General features: G+C 69.3%; 20 protein-coding genes. 1 reads left to right on the forward strand and 19 read right to left on the reverse strand.

Annotated elements, in window-relative coordinates:
- Window positions 1-125 precede the first annotated feature (125 nt).
- The 11 genes from flgL to flgB are packed head-to-tail and all read right to left on the reverse strand — an operon-like array spanning window position 126 to window position 8,874.
- Complete coding sequence (gene flgL / locus KIT86_RS21405) at window positions 126-1,037, reverse strand: flagellar hook-associated protein FlgL (protein WP_297402161.1); 912 nt, start codon at window positions 1,035-1,037, stop codon at window positions 126-128.
- Window positions 1,038-1,050: 13 nt separating this feature from the next.
- The gene (flgK, locus tag KIT86_RS21410) at window positions 1,051-2,427 is read right to left on the reverse strand and encodes a flagellar hook-associated protein FlgK (RefSeq protein ID WP_297402163.1); all 1,377 of its coding nucleotides are present in this window, start codon (window positions 2,425-2,427) and stop codon (window positions 1,051-1,053) included.
- 2 nt (window positions 2,428-2,429) lie between these two features.
- Window positions 2,430-2,828 carry a rod-binding protein gene (locus KIT86_RS21415; RefSeq protein WP_297402165.1) on the reverse strand — a complete coding sequence of 133 codons (399 nt, stop codon included), beginning with the start codon at window positions 2,826-2,828 and terminating at the stop codon, window positions 2,430-2,432.
- A gap of 11 nt (window positions 2,829-2,839) precedes the next feature.
- Complete coding sequence (locus KIT86_RS21420) at window positions 2,840-3,979, reverse strand: flagellar basal body P-ring protein FlgI (RefSeq protein WP_297402167.1); 1,140 nt, start codon at window positions 3,977-3,979, stop codon at window positions 2,840-2,842.
- Window position 3,980: 1 nt separating this feature from the next.
- The gene (flgH, locus tag KIT86_RS21425; RefSeq protein WP_297402169.1) at window positions 3,981-4,643 is read right to left on the reverse strand and encodes a flagellar basal body L-ring protein FlgH; all 663 of its coding nucleotides are present in this window, start codon (window positions 4,641-4,643) and stop codon (window positions 3,981-3,983) included.
- Window positions 4,643-5,431: a flagellar basal-body rod protein FlgG gene (gene flgG, locus KIT86_RS21430; protein WP_297402171.1), complete on the reverse strand. Its 789-nt coding sequence runs from the start codon at window positions 5,429-5,431 to the stop codon at window positions 4,643-4,645. The genes flgH and flgG overlap by 1 nt, the downstream gene beginning before the upstream one ends.
- Before the next feature lie 40 nt (window positions 5,432-5,471).
- Window positions 5,472-6,200, reverse strand: a complete 729-nt coding sequence (gene flgF / locus KIT86_RS21435; protein ID WP_297402173.1) for a flagellar basal-body rod protein FlgF — start codon at window positions 6,198-6,200, stop codon at window positions 5,472-5,474.
- A gap of 10 nt (window positions 6,201-6,210) precedes the next feature.
- Window positions 6,211-7,404 (reverse strand): flagellar hook-basal body complex protein, encoded by a 1,194-nt coding sequence (locus KIT86_RS21440; RefSeq protein WP_297402175.1) that lies wholly within the window; start codon window positions 7,402-7,404, stop codon window positions 6,211-6,213.
- A gap of 14 nt (window positions 7,405-7,418) precedes the next feature.
- A complete protein-coding gene (locus KIT86_RS21445) occupies window positions 7,419-8,087 on the reverse strand; it encodes a flagellar hook capping FlgD N-terminal domain-containing protein (RefSeq protein ID WP_297402177.1) in 669 nt (222 codons plus the stop codon).
- A 2-nt stretch (window positions 8,088-8,089) separates the two neighbouring features.
- Entirely contained in the window at window positions 8,090-8,509 is a 420-nt protein-coding gene (gene flgC / locus KIT86_RS21450) for a flagellar basal body rod protein FlgC (protein WP_297402179.1), read from the reverse strand.
- Window positions 8,510-8,511: 2 nt separating this feature from the next.
- Window positions 8,512-8,874 carry a flagellar basal body rod protein FlgB gene (gene flgB / locus KIT86_RS21455; RefSeq protein WP_297402180.1) on the reverse strand — a complete coding sequence of 121 codons (363 nt, stop codon included), beginning with the start codon at window positions 8,872-8,874 and terminating at the stop codon, window positions 8,512-8,514.
- A gap of 16 nt (window positions 8,875-8,890) precedes the next feature.
- Between flgB and flgA the strand changes: the two genes are divergently transcribed.
- Window positions 8,891-9,565, forward strand: coding sequence for a flagellar basal body P-ring formation chaperone FlgA (gene flgA / locus KIT86_RS21460; protein ID WP_297402182.1), 675 nt, complete (start codon window positions 8,891-8,893; stop codon window positions 9,563-9,565).
- 10 nt (window positions 9,566-9,575) lie between these two features.
- Here flgA and flgJ read toward each other — a convergent pair whose 3' ends face one another.
- From flgJ to KIT86_RS21500, 8 genes are all read right to left on the reverse strand, one after another.
- Window positions 9,576-10,307 (reverse strand): flagellar assembly peptidoglycan hydrolase FlgJ, encoded by a 732-nt coding sequence (gene flgJ / locus KIT86_RS21465; protein ID WP_297402184.1) that lies wholly within the window; start codon window positions 10,305-10,307, stop codon window positions 9,576-9,578.
- Window positions 10,294-10,719: a flagellar export chaperone FlgN gene (gene flgN / locus KIT86_RS21470; protein WP_297402186.1), complete on the reverse strand. Its 426-nt coding sequence runs from the start codon at window positions 10,717-10,719 to the stop codon at window positions 10,294-10,296. Before flgN ends, flgJ begins: the two co-directional genes overlap by 14 nt.
- Entirely contained in the window at window positions 10,716-11,000 is a 285-nt protein-coding gene (gene flgM / locus KIT86_RS21475) for a flagellar biosynthesis anti-sigma factor FlgM (protein WP_297402188.1), read from the reverse strand. Before flgM ends, flgN begins: the two co-directional genes overlap by 4 nt.
- 52 nt (window positions 11,001-11,052) lie before the next feature.
- Window positions 11,053-12,078 carry a flagellar motor protein MotB gene (locus KIT86_RS21480; protein ID WP_297402190.1) on the reverse strand — a complete coding sequence of 342 codons (1,026 nt, stop codon included), beginning with the start codon at window positions 12,076-12,078 and terminating at the stop codon, window positions 11,053-11,055.
- The gene (gene motA, locus KIT86_RS21485; protein WP_297402192.1) at window positions 12,065-12,985 is read right to left on the reverse strand and encodes a flagellar motor stator protein MotA; all 921 of its coding nucleotides are present in this window, start codon (window positions 12,983-12,985) and stop codon (window positions 12,065-12,067) included. Before motA ends, KIT86_RS21480 begins: the two co-directional genes overlap by 14 nt.
- Before the next feature lie 22 nt (window positions 12,986-13,007).
- Window positions 13,008-13,721: an RNA polymerase sigma factor FliA gene (gene fliA, locus KIT86_RS21490; protein ID WP_297402197.1), complete on the reverse strand. Its 714-nt coding sequence runs from the start codon at window positions 13,719-13,721 to the stop codon at window positions 13,008-13,010.
- Window positions 13,722-13,729: 8 nt separating this feature from the next.
- Window positions 13,730-14,182, reverse strand: a complete 453-nt coding sequence (locus tag KIT86_RS21495) for a flagellar basal body-associated FliL family protein (RefSeq protein ID WP_297402194.1) — start codon at window positions 14,180-14,182, stop codon at window positions 13,730-13,732.
- A gap of 31 nt (window positions 14,183-14,213) precedes the next feature.
- On the reverse strand, window positions 14,214-14,695 hold a 482-nt coding region (locus KIT86_RS21500), incomplete at its 5' end, for a flagellar hook-length control protein FliK (RefSeq protein ID WP_297402195.1).

The following is a 14,695-nucleotide window of genomic DNA, read 5'->3' on the forward strand; positions in this document are numbered from 1 at the left end:
CGCGGCCGGTGCCGGGGCCCCCGCCCCCGGCCGGCCGGTGGCGAGCGCGGAGCCCGCAGCGCGTTCGTGGCTGCCTGCGGGCCGAAGGGCCGGTAGCGTGTGGACCTGCATGGGCGAACGGCCGGTCAGAGCACGTTGAACAGCGAGAGCGCCGAGACCTTGGCGTAGGCCTTCTGGGTGGCCTGCAGCGCGGTGGTGTAGCCGGTGAGGTGCACGGCGGCCTCGGCGTAGTCGAGCTTGCCCAGCGCGAGCACGGCGTGGTCGTTGGACAGGCTCACGTTGGCCAGCGAGCTGTCCTGCGAGTCCAGCGTGGTGAGCGCGCCGCCGATGCGGGCGATGCGTGAGCTCACGCTGTTCAGGGTGGTGTCGAGCAGGTCCGTGGTGGCCTTGAGGCGGCCGCGCACCGCGGGGTCGTTGACGGTGACGCCGGGCGTCTGGAAGTCCTGGATGGTGAGGTCGAGCTGGTTCAGGAAGGCGGCCATCTCGTCCAGCGGCACGTTGGCCGCCTGGGTGATGCCGTTGCCCACCACCACCTGCTGCAGGTCGGTGTTGCCGGTGAAGCTGTAGCGCGCGCCGGGCGCGGCGGCCGGGTCGAGCGTGATGGTCGCGGTGTTCGAGGCGGTGCCCGAGAACAGGTAGCGGCCTTCCTGGTCGCGGGTGTTGGCGGTGGCGAAGATGCTGTCGCGCAGCGAGATGAGCTGCGTGGCCATGGCCTGCACGTCTTCGGAGGTGTTGGTGCCGTCGGCGGCCCAGATCTGCAGGTCGCGCATCTGCAGCATGTCGCGGCTCATGCTGTCGAGCAGCACTTCGCTGTGCCGCAGGCGCCCGCCCAGGGCGCCGATGTTGTCGCGGTACTGGTCCAGCGCGGCCTGCTCGCGCGCGAGCCGGCCCAGGCGCACGCTGGCGATGGGGTCGTCCGAGGGCACCAGCAGGCGCTCGCCTGTGGCCATCTGCTGCATGAGTTGCTCGACCTTGAACGACGCAATCTGCAGCGAGGTGTTCATGGTGGTGTGGTACTGGGTGCTGGCGATTCGCATGGTGTCTTCTCTTTCAGCCGAACATGGCCAGCGTGGAATCGAACAGTTCGTTGGAGACGGCCAGCACTTTCATGTTGGCCTGGTACATCTGCTGGTACTGCACGATGTTGATGGCCTCTTCGTCGGTGTTGACGCCGCTGGTGGATTTCCAGCTTTCCTCGGCCTGGTTGCGCACGGTCTTGGCGGTGTCGTGCGCCGCGCGCGCCTGCTGGTTCTGCGTGCCCAGGCGGCCGACGATCTGGGTGTAGACGTCGCCCAGGCGCACGGTGCCCAGCGAGGGCACGGTCAGCGGCAGGTCACGCAGGCCGATAAGGGCCTGCAGGTTGTCGCTGTTGCCGGGCTTGGTCGGGTCCGAGGAGAACGCCAGGTCTTCGCCAAGCAGGCCGTCGACCACCTTGAGCAGGCCGGTGGAGGCGGCGTCGAACTGGAACAGGTTGGTGCCTGGCGTGCCGTCCATGGCGAAGCCGGCGGCCATCTGGGTGTTGACGCGCGTGGCGATTTCTTCGGCCAGCGCGGCCACGTCGTCGATCACCGGCTTGAGCACGGTGCGCTCGAATTCGTCCAGCCCGCCGAGCTGGCCGCCGAGGTTGTCGCTGACGACGGTGAAGGATTCGCTGGCGAAGGCCAGTTTCAGGGTCTGCGAGCCGTCGGGGTTGTTGACGGTGGAGAGGGTGGCGGCCAGCGAGCCGGCCACCAGGGGCACGCCGCTGCGCAGGGACACGCTGGCGCTGCCATCGGCCTGCTCGACCACCTGCAGGCCGACCAGGCTGGAGAGCGCGTCGATCTTGAGGTCGCGCGCGTCCATCAGGCTGGAGGGGTTGATGCCGGTGGCGCGCGTGGCCGCGATTTTTTCGTTGAGGTCGGCGATCTCCGCGCTGAGCGAATTGACCTGCGCAACGGAGGCGGTGCGCTGCTGCGCGATGGAGGCGCGCTGGTTGTTGAGCACCTGGTTGAGGTTGCCAAAGCGCTGCGCGAGCGCTTCGGCCGAGGTGATGACCTGCTGGCGCAGCGGCGCGGAGGTGGGGTCCACGCTGGCGGCGTTGAGGGCGTTGAAGAACACGTCCAGGCCGCTGTTGAGGCTGGAGCCGTCGGCGCCCATCACCTGCTCGAGCTGGCGCATGTAGGGCTGCGAGGTGTTGTAGCGGCCCAGTTCGGAATGGGACTGCCACATCTGCATGTTCTTGTAGCCGTCGCTGAAGCGCAGCAGCGCAGGCACCGAGACCCCGCCGCCCGTGGCGGCCACGCCGCCCTTGAACGGGCCCACCGCCGCGAACAGCGCGCCCTGGCGGGTGAAGCCCGGGGTCATCACGTTGGCGATGTTGTGGCTGGCCGCGGCCAGCGCGGTCTGCGCGGCCAGTGCGCCGGAGAGCGCGTTGTAGTGGATGGTCATGGTCAGGGTTCCAGCGGGGTGGCGGCCCCGCGCAGGGTCGGGGTCTTGCCATGAAGAGCGACCGCCGCAGGCTCGGGCTTAAGCGCGGGCTGCAGGGGCGGCACGGCGGGCGCGGGCAGCAGCTGGCGCAGGATCACGTCGGCGATGCCGAAGGCGCGCTGGCGCGCCATGGTGTCGGCCACGAGGTTGTCGGCCATGTCGAGCATGTCCTGGTTGATCTTGTTGTTGAAGGGGCTGTCTTCGCTCGCCAGGGCCTGCGTGGAGCGGCGCATGGCCTTGAGGTTTTGCGCGATGAAGAAGGCTTCGAATTTTTCCGCGGCATCGACCGCCCTGGCGCGCAGCACGGGGTCGATGTCGGCCGGCTGCGCGGCACCGGGGGCGATGGGTCCGATGGCTTGCATGGTGGGCGCCTTCAGATGACCACGAGCTCGCCGTCGATGGCACCGGCCTGGTCCAGCGCCTGCAGGATGGCCATGATGTCGTCGGGCGAAGCGCCGGTGCTGTTGATGGTGTCGATGATGCCTTTGAGGCTGGTGCCCGGCGGCCAGCTGAACATGCGGCCGCTGCCCTGCTCCACCGCCACGCTCGATTGGGGCACCACCTTGGTCTCGCCCCGGCCGAAGGGCGCGGGCTGGCTCACCTGGGGCTGTTCACCGATCACCACTTTGAGCGAGCCGTGCGAAACGGCGGCGGGCCGCACGCGCACGCCGTCGGCGATCACCACGGTGCCGGTGCGCGAGTTGAAGACGACCTTGGGCGTTTCGGTGCCCACGGCCACCGGCAGGGCCTGCAGCATGGCGACGAAGGCGACGCGCTGGGTCGGGTTGGCGGGGGCGATCACGTCCACGCTGGTGGCGTTGCGCGTGGTGGCCAGGGTGCCGAATTTGCGGTTGATGGCCTCGACGATGTTGGTGGCGGTCTGGAAGTGCGGGCGCTTGAGGCTCAGGGTGACGGTCTCGCGGGTGTCGAAGTCGCTCTCGATCTCGCGCTCCACGGTGGCGCCGTTGGGCACGCGGCCGGCGGTGGGGGTGTTCACGGTGACGCTGGACCCGCTGGCGCCTTGGGCCGAGAGGCCGCCGACCACCACGTTGCCCTGGGCCAGCGCGTAGACCTCGCCGTCGGCGCCGCGCAGGGGCGAGAGCAGCAGCACGCCGCCGCGCAGGCTCTTGGCGTCGCCCATGGAGGAGACGGTCACGTCGATGCTCTGGCCTTTGCGGTAGCCGGGCGGAAAGACCGCGCTGACCATGACGGTCGCGACGTTGCGCGCCTTGGTGTTGCTGCGCTCGGGCAGTTTGACGCCGAACTGCTTGAGCATGTTCTCGACCGTCTGGCCCGAGAAGCGGATCTGGCTGCTGTCGCCCGAGCCCTGCAGGCCCACCACCAGGCCGTAGCCGATCAGCTGGTTCTCGCGCATGCCTTCGATGTCGACGAGGTTGTGCAGCGGCCGGGCCGGCGCACCGGGCGCCTGCGCCTGCGCTGGCAGGGCGAAGGCCAGCAGGGCGGCGCCCAGGGCCAGGGCGGCGCGGATCGGGGCAAGGTTCATGGCGGGCATGTCAGAAGGGCATCCAGGGGCTGGTGAAGAAGCGGGTGAGCCAGCCCGGGCTGTTGGCATCGGCGAGCGTGCCGGTGCCGGAATAGGCGATGCGCGCGTTCGCAATGCGCTGCGACGAGACGCGGTTGGTGGCGTCGATGTCTTCGGCGCGCACGAAGCCGCTGAGGCGGATGAACTCCTCGCCCTGGTTGAGCCACAGGCTCTTCTCGCCCGAGACGCGCAGCAGGCCGTTGGCCATGACTTCGTGCACGACGACGGTGATCGCGCCTTCCAGCGCGTTTTGCTGCGTGCTGCTGGAGCCGCCGGAGAATTCGCGATCGGCCGAGAGGCCCACGCTGGTGTCGAGCAGTTTGCCGGCGATGGTCAGGGGTTGCACGCTCGCGCTGCTGCGCTTGTCCAGGCTGGTGCCCGAGCGCTTGCTGGCCTGGGTGGTCTCGGCCAGGATGACGGTGAGCACGTCGCCGGAGCGGAAGGCGCGGCTGTCGTTGGTGAGGACCCAGGCGGACTGGGGGTTGAACAAGCCGCCCGACTGGCCTTTGCGCGCCATGGGTTGCACCGGCGGCATGGGCGCGTCGGCCAGCGGTGGCGCCACCGGCGGCACGATGGCGGCGCAGCCACCGAGACCGGTGGCCGCCGCCAGGGTGAGGACGGCCAGCGCGCGCATCAGCGCACCGCCTGGGCCAGGTTCTGCAGCATGCCGTCGGCGGCGGACAGGACCTTGGTGTTCATCTCGTAGGTGCGCTGGGCCGAGATCATCTCGACCATTTCCTCGACCACCTGCACGTTGGAGCCTTCCAGCGCGCCCTGCTTGAGCTTGCCGAAGGCCTCCTCGCCGGGCACGCCTTCGGTGGGCACGCCGCTGGCGGTGGTTTCCTGGAACAGGTTGTCGCCCAGCGCCACGAGGCCGGCCGGGTTGACGAAGCCCGCGAGCGTGATCTGGCCGAGTTCGGTGAGCTCGGTTTCGCCCGCAACCTTGGCGCTGACCACGCCGTTTTCGCCGATGACGATGGATTGCGCGTTGGCGGGGATGGTGATGTCGGGCACGATGGGATAGCCCTGCGCGGTCACGAGCCGGCCTTCGGGGCTGGGCTGGAGCTGGCCGGCGCGCGTGTAGGCGGTGTCGCCGTTGGCCAGCTCGACCTGCAGGAAGCCCTGGCCGACGATGGCCACGTCCAGCTGCTGCCCGGTGGTCTGCAGGCTGCCGGTGGTGAAGACCTTCTGCGTGCCGACCACGCGGGTGCCGTTGCCCAGCTGCACGCCGGTGGGCGCGTTGGTGTTCTCGTCGCGCGCGGCGCCGGGCTGGCGTTCGACCTGGTAGAACAGGTCCTCGAACATCACGCGGTCGCGCTTGAAGCCCACGGTGTTGACGTTGGCGAGGTTGTTGGCAATGGCCTGGAGCTTGGCGTCTTGCGCCTGCACGCCGGTCTTGCTGACCCACATGGCTGGATTCATGGTGTGTTTCCTCTCGGGTTGTACGGGGGGTGCGGCGGGTTCAGCCGCGCAGCAGGCGGTTGCCGGCCTCGGACATGCGCTCGGCCGAGCCGAAGAGCTTCATCTGCACCTCGAAATCGCGGCTCAGCGTCATGGTGGCGACCATCTCCTCGACGGCGGAGACGTTGCTGCCTTCCAGGTGGCCCGAGCGCATGGTGACGGTGTCGTCGGCCGCCAGGGGCTGGCCGTCGCGGGCCACGATCAGGCCGGCTTCGTTCTTCGTGACCTCGCCACCGAGCGGGCGCACGGTCTTGATGCGGTCCACCGGCTGCAGGTCTTCCTGGCCCGGCGGCTGGATCGAGACGGTGCCGTCGCCCGCGATGTCCACGCGGGTGAAGGCGGGCAACAGGATGGGGCCGCCGTCGCCCACGACGGGTCGCCCGTTCACGGTGAGGGTGCCGTCGGCATCGACGGTGAACTGCCCGGAACGGGTGTAGGCCTCTTGCGCGCCGCGGTGTTGCACGGCGAAATAGCCTTCGCCGGTGATGGCCACGTCCAGGTCGCGGCCGGTGGACTTGAGCACGCCGTTGCGCGCGCTCACGCCGTCGGCGTTGAGCTGGCTCATGTGGCGGTCGTCGTAGCCGTAGCCGGGGGTCGCCAGGGCGGTGCTGAAGGCCACGTCGGCCCGGAAGCCGGGCGTGTCGGCGTTGGCCAGGTTGTTGGCGCGCACCTGCTGCTCGCGCAGCGTGCGCTCCGCGCCGCTCATGGCGGTGTAGATCAGGGCATCCATGGCGCGCGACTCAGACGGCCTGCATCAGGGCCTGGGTCATGGCCTGCTGGGTGGAGAACACCTTGGTGTTGGCCTGGTAGTTGCGCTGCGCGGTCATGAGGCCGACGAGCTCACCGGTGAGGTCGACGTTGGACTGCTCCAGCGAGCCGGGGTTGATGGTGCCGGCCTGGCCCGCGCCGGGCACGTCGTACAGGGGTTCGCCGCTGGCGTTGGACACGGTCCAGCTGGTGTCGCTCACCGGCACGAGGCCGTCTTCGTTGGGGAAGTTGGCCAGGGCGATGGTGCCCACGCGCTGCTTGAGGCCGTTGCTGTACTGGGCCAGCACCGAGCCGTCCTTGTCGAGCGCCACGCCCACGAAGGAGCCCGAGGCGTAGCCGTTGCTGGCGTTGACGGTGGTGGTGGCCTGGCCCGCGAACTGGGTGGTGCCGTTGTAGTTCACGGCCAGCGCGATGGGCGCCACCGTGGCCGGCACCGGCAGGTTCTTGGTCACGGGCGTGGCCGGGGTCAACAGCTGGCCGGCGGTGCTGAACTGCAGCACGGTCTGCGAGCCCGCGGGCAGGGCCGCGCCGTCGAAGGTGTAGTGCACGGTGACTTCGTTCGGGTTGGTCTTGACGAAGTACTGCGTCACGGTGTGCTTGGTGCCTTGCGAGTCGTAGACCACCGAGACCATGGAGCCGTTGTACGACTGCGGGTCGGTCGGGGAGAACGGGGCCACGGCCGGGGTGGGCCAGTCGGCCGAGAGGTTGCCCACGTAGTCGAGCGTGCTGCTGGCCTGCGCGGGCAATTGCCCTTTCTCGATCTGCATGTCGCCCAGGGCGCCGAGCGCGGTGCTGCCCGGGATGGCGGCGTAGCCCTGCACGCGGCGGCCGAAGCTGTCGGTGACGAAGCCGTCCTTGTCGGCGCCGAAGATGCCCACGCGGGTGAACAGGGTTTCGCCGTTGGTGTCCTTGGTGACGAAGAAGCCCTTGCCCTGGATGGCGGCGTCCATGCTGCGGCCGGTGTTGAGCGCGCCGCCGCTGGTGCCGATGGTCTGCGACATCGAGCCCACTTCGACGCCGATGGGCTGGCCATCGGCGTACATCGAGGCGAAGTTGGCGCGGCTGGACTTGAAGCCGTAGGTGCCTGCGTTGGCGATGTTGTTGCTGATCGCTTCGAGCTGGGTGTTGATGGCGTTGACGCCGCCGAGGGCAATGTTGAAGCTCATGGAATGTCCTTAAATCAACTGTGGGTGGTCTTCGGGCGGCCGAAAAATCCGGTGATGGCATGGGAAGGCACGTCGCCCAGGTGGGCCACCTGCAGCAGCACGCCGCCGGTGGGCGAGAGCTTCACGCTGGTGAGCTCGCTCTGGATCTCCACATCGGGGGACACGCCCTCTCCGCCGTCGATGGCGATGTCGTAGCGGCCTCCCGGCAGGCCCAGCGCCTGGGGGTCCACTGAAAAATACACGGTGCCGGCGCTCTGGGCACCCAGCTCTACGCGGTGTTTCTGGCCATCTGGCGCGGTGAGGACCACGGCGAGGTTGGAATTCGCGGCGCCGAGCTCGAAACTGCCCGAGACTTTCTCGGTGCCCAGGGTCAGCGAGTCGGTGACCACGGACACCCGGTTGCCCACCTGCGCGCCGAGCGAGAGCACCTGCAGGCTCTCCAGCATGGAGGCGCTGTTGCGGGTCTGGGTCACCACGTTCTGCATGGCCTCGGTCTGGCTCAGCTGCGTGAGCTGGTTGACGAACTCGGCCGGGTCGCTGGGCTCCAGCGGGTTCTGGTTGCGCACCTGCGCCACCAGCAGCTTGAGGAACATGTCCTTGGTGCCGGCGTCGGCGTTCGCGGCCACCGGCGCTTCGGCGGCGGTCTGCGCCGTCTTGGGGGTGAGATCGGTGATGGCATCCATGATCAGGACTCTCCCAGCCGCAGCACGGCCATTTGCATCTGGCGGGTGCGGGTGAGCACCTCGACGCTGGTTTCAAAGGCGCGCGAGGCCGACATCATGTCGGTCATCTCGGCCACGGGGTTCACGTTGGGCAGGTAGATGTCGCCGGCCTCGTTGGCCAGCGGGTGGTCGGGCTGGTGCATGCGGCGCAGCGGCTCGTCGCTCTGGATCACGTCGAGCACCTGCACGCTGGCGCCGGGCGTGCCGCCGCTGCCGTCGTTGTCGTAGATGGTGGCAAAGACGGGCTTGCGCGCGCGGTAGGTGTCGCCTTCGACGCCCGAGGCGGCTTCGGCGTTGGCGAGGTTGCTCGCGATGGTGTTCAGGCGCACGGTCTGCGCCGACATGGCCGAGCCGGCGATCCGGCTGATGCTCTCGAACGACATGTTTATTGCCCCGCGATGGCCTGTGCAAGGCCTTTGAATTTCATCTGGACGAAGGTCAGGCTGGTCTGGAAACCGACCGCGTTCTGCGCGAAGGCCGCCTGCTCGACGCCCAATTCCACGGTGTTACCATCCGCCGAAGGGTGGTGCGGCACGCGGTACATCAGCTCGCCGCCATCGCCCGTTTCAAGCCCCTCCCCGCCTTCGCTCATCACCCGCTCCAGGCTGGCGGCGAAGTCGATGTCGCGGGCCTGGTAGCCCGGGGTGTTCACGTTGGCGAGGTTGGAGGCCAGCACCTTGGTCCGCTGCGCCCGCAACTGCAGTGCGTCGGCATGCACCGCGACCACTTGCCCGATATCGATACCCATGCGCAGTCCTTTCTGTTTGAAGTTGTTTGTCTGGCTCGGCACCCTGCCCGCCTTTGCGGCTGCGGCACCGGTGATGCCGCAGGTGGAGCAGGCGGTGCGCGCGCACTGGCTGGCCCATGCCGAAACCCTGGGCTGGAAAGCCCCTGAAGTGAGCGTGAAGCTGGGCAGCCGCGCGCCCGCGAACCTGTCTTGCGAACGCCCGGTCGCGGTGGACCTGGGCGATGCCCGCCACCCCACGCGCATGCCACTGAAGGTGAGCTGCCCCGACACCCCGGGCTGGACGCACGAGTTCGTGGCGCGCGTGGCCCTCGATGCCGAGGTGCTGGTGAGCGCCGGGACGCTCGCTGCCGGCAAGGCGCTCACGGCGGCGGACGTGCGGCCCGAGCGCCGCGATGTGACCCAGATGGCCGACGCCATCGGCACCGTGGAAGAAGCGCTGGGCCAGTCGAGCCGGCGCACGCTGCGCGAGGGCCAGGTGCTGCAGGCGCGCCTGCTGAACAAGGCGGTGCTGGTCAAGCGCGGCGCGGCGGTGCGCATCGTTGCGCGCCAGGGCGGCGTGTCGGTGGAGAACGCGGGCGAGAGCCTGCAGGCGGGCTCGCTGGGCGAGCTCGTGCGGGTGCGCAACACCGCATCGGGCAAGACGCTGAGCGCGCGCGTGGTCGACGAGGGCGTGGTCGAGCCTGCCGAGTAGCGCTCGCGCCTCATCGCCCGGCCCCCTGGATCTGGCGGGCGACCTGCTCCAGTTTGCTGGCGTAGGCCGGGTCGGTGGCGTAGCCGCCTGCGGCCAGGCCCTGGGCAAAGGCGCGCGCGTCCTGGCCCGCGTTGATCGCGCCGCGGTAGCGCGGGTTGTCGCGCAGCAGCCGGGCGTAGTCCTGGAACGCCTCGCCCGGATCGGTGTAGGCGCGAAAGCGTTCGGTGGTCTTGCGCGCCTCGCCCTCGGTGTATTCGGTGGTGAGCGCGTCGGTGGTGCCGCCCTTCCAGGCGCCGCTGGCCTTGAGGCCGAACAGGTTGTGGGTGTCGCTGCCGTCGGCGCTGCGCAAGGGGTGCCGGCCCCAGCCCGATTCGAGCGCGGCGTGCGCGGCGACCAGCTCGGGCGCCACGCCCAGCGCGCGGGCCGCGCCCTCGGCCCAGGGGGCGATGCGGTTGAGGAAAGCGGCGCGCTCGCCCTCGGGCACACCCGCGCCGGCGGCGGCGCTGGCGCCCGGCGCCTCGGTGGCGGCCGTGGCCATGCGCAGGCGCAGCGATGCGGCCTCGGGCGTGAGCCCTCCCGGAAGATCCGGGACGGCGCCCTGCGCGATGAAGCGGCGCACCTCGCTGTCCACCGATCGCATGAGGGCGTTGAAGCCCCCTGCGCCTGGGCGCGGCAGGGGCGCCATGCCGTCCATGCCCCGGGTGGGTGCGACGGAGGGGAAGCCGGCGTCAGGCAGGCGCATAGGTGTGCACCTCGTCGTTGAGCACGCGCTGCATGATGTCGTACTGGCTCATCAGCAGGTCGCAGTTGCGCGCGTTGAGGCGCTGGCACTCGGCCACCATGCCCTGCAGGTCGGCGTACCACTGCTTCACGGTGGCGCGCACGCCCTGGGGCAAGGCTTGCTGGACCATTTCGTAGGCGGCATGGCCGTCGCTGCCGCTGATGCGCCGCGCCAGCGCGAGCCGTTCATGGCCGCGCTGGGCGATTCGCTCGGTGAGCGCCGAGATGGATTCGCAGGCGGCGGTCACGCGCACGGGGTCGTGGCGCAGCGCGGCGTCGAATTGCGCCTGCAGCAGCTCGCGCATGGCCTGGAAGTCGGTCTGGTCGTCGCGCACCAGTTCCAGAAAGGCCACGCATTCGCGCCGCACGCTCACGGCCGGCTCCCGTGGTAGCGGGTGATGAGGCTGGCGAGCTTGCCGGCGTCGAAGCGGATCTCGCCGCGCGCCAGGGCTTCGCGGATCTCGGCCACGCGGGCCGTGTCCACGTCGGACATGCCACGCAGTGCGTCCATGGCGGGCTGCATCACGCCCGAGGCCAGGGCGGCCGGGGTGGTGGCCACGGAGGGCGCGCCGGCGCCGGCCGCGTCGGTGCGGGGCGCGTCGGCGGCGCGCGCGGCGGCGGCGGGTTCGGTGCCGGGGGTGCCGGAAATTCTCATGCGATCTCCTCGCGTTCGTCGGGTTTGCATTCGCCAGCGGCCTGGAGGGCGTTCATGGGGTGGCAATGGGAGGGTGGCCGGCAGCGCGGTCCATCACCTGCTGCAGGCCGGGGACGCTCTGGCTGGCTCTGAGCAGGGAGGCGCGAAGCGACGCGAGCATGTCCAGGCTGGGCATTTCGGTCTGCACGCCGGGCACCAGCGGGTGCTGGTCGGTGGGCGCGCCGAACATCGCGGCGATGGCCCCGCTCTGGCCTTCGGTGAGCACGAGCAGTTCGATGCGCCGGTTCACGCTGGCGTGGGCGTCGGTCGCGTCGAAGGGCGCGCGGTCGGCCATGCCCACCACCTGCAGCACGTTGCGCGCGGGCATGCCGCCGTCCATCAGGTGCGCGCGCGCGGCGGCGGCCCGATCGCTCGACAGCGTCCAGTTCGAGGCGGCGTGGGGGCCGGCGCCGGCAAAGGGCCTGGCGTCGGTGTGGCCGACGATGAGCATGCTGTTCTCGATCCTGGCAAACAACGGCCCCATGCGCCTGAGCATGTCCTTGAATTTGGTGCCCGGCGTGGCGCTGCCGAGCTGGAACATGCCTTCGCGGTCGGTGTCGTGCAGCATGATGCGCAGGCCGTAGGGCGTGACGATGGTCTGCAGGTTGGCCTGCAGGCCGGCTTGCTCGCTCATGAGCTTGAGCAGTTCGGCCAGGTCCTGCAGCTGCGCGGGCGATTCATAACGCACGCGCTGGCCGGGTTCGCGCGGCTGCACCTCGCCCACCTGCTCGCCCGCCATGGGGCCGCCACCCGACCCTCGGGCGGGCATGGGAAAGCGCTCGATCAGGCTGCCGCGCGGACCGCCCACGGTTTCGACGCGCGGCCCGCGCCCCTCGTTGACCACGTGGCCACCGCTGGCGGTCATGAGGCCGCTGAGTTCTTCCTTGTCGCGCGCGGCGAGCACCCACAGCACCATGAACAGGCACATGAGGGCCAGCACGAAATCGGCGAAGGCCACTTTCCAGGCCCCGCCGTGCGCTTCTTCGTCGTGGCGCCGCGAGGCGCGCTTGACGATGGTCTCGTGGTCAGGCTTGGACACGGCGATCCCCCGCGCGTCGGTTGAATTCCTGCCTGGGCTCCTCTTCGCGCCCTTCCAGCGCGTTGATCCAGGACTCCAGCTTGGAGAAGCTGGGCTTGATGTTGAGCTGCACCAGGCGGCGCCCGGCGTCGATGGCCAGCAGCGCCACCTTGCCCGAGACGTGGGTGACCAGCACGACCTTGACGGCCTCCAGGTTCGACATCTCTTCCTTGACCAGCTGCTTCATCATGTTGCTGATCGGATCGAGCACGGCGTAGCACATGAAGATGCCGATGAAGGTGCCGACCATGGCCGCGGCGACCTTGGCGGCGATCTCGCCGGCCGTGGCGCCAGCGGCCACGGAGTTCATGGCCATCACGATGCCGAGCACGGCGGCCAGGATGCCGAAGCCGGGCATGGCCTCGCCAATCTTGTGCAGCGACTTGGCCGGCTGGTTCAGCTCTTCGTGGATGGTCTCGAGTTCCTGCTCCAGCACGCCTTCGAGTTCGTGGGCGTTGATCTTGCCGATGGCCATGAGGCGGAAGTTGTCGACGATGAAGTGCAGCAGCTTGGGCTCGTCCAGCACGAGCGGGTATTTCATGAAGATGGCGCTCTTGTGCGGCTCTTCCACATGGGCGTCCAGGGCCTTGATGCCGCCGGCGGCCGTCTGCAGCAGCTCGTACATGAGCAGCAGGAGCTGGCGCTGGAATTCCTCGCCCTGCTTGCGCGAGCCGACCAGCTTGCGCAGCTGGATGCCCATCTCGCTGAGCACGTGCCGGGGGTTGCCGACGATGATGGCGCCCAGGCCGGCGCCGCCGATGATGAGCAGCTCCACCGGCTCCCAGACCACCGCCAGATCGCCGCCGCCCAGCATGAAGCCGCCGAAGACGGTGAGAAGAATGACAAGAGCGCCGACGAAGAGTTGCATGGCTGGGACTTTGAAGATTCGGTCAGTCGGTCTGCAGGACGGTTTTCATCTTCTGCAGGGCGGCCTTGTTGATCTGGCAGATGCGGGCTTCGGTCAAGCCCAGCACGGCCGCGATCTCCTTGAGGCTCAGTTCGTATTCGTAGTAGAGCTGAATGACGCGCTGTTCACGCTCGCTCAACGTGCCCAAAGCCTGCTGTAGGCTTCGCTTGAGCACCAGTTCGGCCTCTGGCGAGCGCTGGGAGGAGGCTTCGTTGGACAGCGCCTCGAACATGTCGTCGAAGCTGGCCAGGGTTTCGGCGTTGCTGTCCTGCTGGTAGGCCAGGTAGGCCTCGGGGCTGATGTCCAGGGCGGCCAGCACCTCGGCCTCGGTGGGTTCGCGCCCCATGCGCTGGGTGAGTTCGCGCACCTCGGTCTTGAGGCGAAAGCTCTCCTGGCGCACCGAGCGCGGCCGCCAGTCCTGGCGGCGCAGTTCGTCCAGGATGGCGCCGCGCACCCGCAGGCCGGCGAAGGCCGGGAAGCGTTCGTCGGGCTCGCCGTAGCGGCGCAGGGCTTCGAGCAGGCCCATGAGGCCGATCTGCATCATGTCGTCGCGGTCCATGATGCCGCCGACCTGCGAACCGAGTTGGCGCACCGTGCGCCGCACCAGCGGCGTGAACGCCAGCAGGTGCTTCTGCTCGTCCGCCGCGCCGAGCTCGGCCGCGGCCACGCTGGCCATTTCGGTGTAACCGCCGTACATGCCGTCGCTCACTCGATGATGAGCTTGCCGATCATCACTTCAGCAAAGGGCATGGACCTCGCCTCGGTCTCGAAGCTCTCCACATAGGCTTTCTGCACGTGCTCCGACAGGGCGGGGATGGTGAGCATGCCGGCCTGTTCGAGCGTGAACTCGGAGAGCGAGCGCACCGCGATGGAGCGCAGCTTGGGCAACTGCTGCTTGGTCTTGGCCTCGTCGGCCAGAGGGGTCTTGAAGACCAGGTCCACCGCGAGGTAGTTGGTCAGCGGGCCGCCTTCGCGCCCGCGCAGCATCACGATGACTTTGTCCAGCGTGACGTAGCGGTATTCGCGCTTGTCGGGTGCGGGCGTGCCGGCCACGGCCGGTTTGGCCGGGCGCAGCAGCCAGTAGGCCGCGGCGGCGCCGCCACCGGCGGTGAGCAGCGCGACCCCGACGACGAGGGAGATCAGTTTGAGTTTTTTCATGCGGGCACTCCGGGAGTCGGTCGTTGGCGCTTCAGGCCAGGGTGAAGGCACGCCGCTCGGCCTGCGATTCGCTCAGCAGGCCCTGGCCGGGCCGGTCTTCCTGCTGCGGTTGGGGCTGGCGTTCGCGGTGCGACGAGCGGCCGTCGGCAAGCGCGCGGTCCTCGAAGACCTGCACGGTGACGGGGCTGCCCTGCTTGTGCGCGAGTTCCTGCCGCAGGCCGTCGCCCATGGCCTGGAGCTGGCGCACCACGTCGTGGTGGGAGGCGCTGAGCTGCACTTGCAGCTGGCCGGCTTCCTGGCGCAGAACGATCTCGATGCGGCCCAGGGCGGGTGGATCCAGGCGGATGCGGGCCTGCTCGATGCCATGCGACGCCTGGACCTGCAGCCGGTCGCCCAGCGCCTGCGCGAGCGGGCGCTGCCACAGGTCGGGCTCGGCGGCGGGCAGGCGCACGCTGTCGCCTTCGAGCACGAAGGCCTGGCCTGGGGCGGGCGCGGTGGCGCCAGCGGCGCCGG

It is taken from the genome of Hydrogenophaga sp. (assembly GCF_026125825.1).
In the GTDB taxonomy this organism is placed as follows: domain Bacteria; phylum Pseudomonadota; class Gammaproteobacteria; order Burkholderiales; family Burkholderiaceae_C; genus Hydrogenophaga.

What these genes read in the sequence shown, in the direction of transcription:
- fliA (WP_297402197.1), bottom strand. Translation starts at nt 13,721, where the DNA reads ATGTACGGCGGTTACACCGAAATGGCCAGCGTGGCCGCGGCCGAGCTC.
- KIT86_RS21495 (WP_297402194.1), bottom strand. Translation starts at nt 14,182, where the DNA reads ATGAAAAAACTCAAACTGATCTCCCTCGTCGTCGGGGTCGCGCTGCTC.
- KIT86_RS21440 (WP_297402175.1), bottom strand. Translation starts at nt 7,404, where the DNA reads ATGAGCTTCAACATTGCCCTCGGCGGCGTCAACGCCATCAACACCCAG.
- flgH (WP_297402169.1), bottom strand. Translation starts at nt 4,643, where the DNA reads ATGCGCGCGCTGGCCGTCCTCACCCTGGCGGCGGCCACCGGTCTCGGT.
- flgM (WP_297402188.1), bottom strand. Translation starts at nt 11,000, where the DNA reads ATGAGAATTTCCGGCACCCCCGGCACCGAACCCGCCGCCGCCGCGCGC.
- KIT86_RS21415 (WP_297402165.1), bottom strand. Translation starts at nt 2,828, where the DNA reads ATGCAAGCCATCGGACCCATCGCCCCCGGTGCCGCGCAGCCGGCCGAC.
- flgC (WP_297402179.1), bottom strand. Translation starts at nt 8,509, where the DNA reads ATGTCGTTCGAGAGCATCAGCCGGATCGCCGGCTCGGCCATGTCGGCG.
- flgG (WP_297402171.1), bottom strand. Translation starts at nt 5,431, where the DNA reads ATGAATCCAGCCATGTGGGTCAGCAAGACCGGCGTGCAGGCGCAAGAC.
- flgK (WP_297402163.1), bottom strand. Translation starts at nt 2,427, where the DNA reads ATGACCATCCACTACAACGCGCTCTCCGGCGCACTGGCCGCGCAGACC.
- KIT86_RS21420 (WP_297402167.1), bottom strand. Translation starts at nt 3,979, where the DNA reads ATGCCCGCCATGAACCTTGCCCCGATCCGCGCCGCCCTGGCCCTGGGC.
- flgJ (WP_297402184.1), bottom strand. Translation starts at nt 10,307, where the DNA reads ATGCGCCTGCCTGACGCCGGCTTCCCCTCCGTCGCACCCACCCGGGGC.
- flgL (WP_297402161.1), bottom strand. Translation starts at nt 1,037, where the DNA reads ATGCGAATCGCCAGCACCCAGTACCACACCACCATGAACACCTCGCTG.
- flgB (WP_297402180.1), bottom strand. Translation starts at nt 8,874, where the DNA reads ATGGGTATCGATATCGGGCAAGTGGTCGCGGTGCATGCCGACGCACTG.
- motA (WP_297402192.1), bottom strand. Translation starts at nt 12,985, where the DNA reads ATGCAACTCTTCGTCGGCGCTCTTGTCATTCTTCTCACCGTCTTCGGC.
- flgF (WP_297402173.1), bottom strand. Translation starts at nt 6,200, where the DNA reads ATGGATGCCCTGATCTACACCGCCATGAGCGGCGCGGAGCGCACGCTG.
- KIT86_RS21445 (WP_297402177.1), bottom strand. Translation starts at nt 8,087, where the DNA reads ATGGATGCCATCACCGATCTCACCCCCAAGACGGCGCAGACCGCCGCC.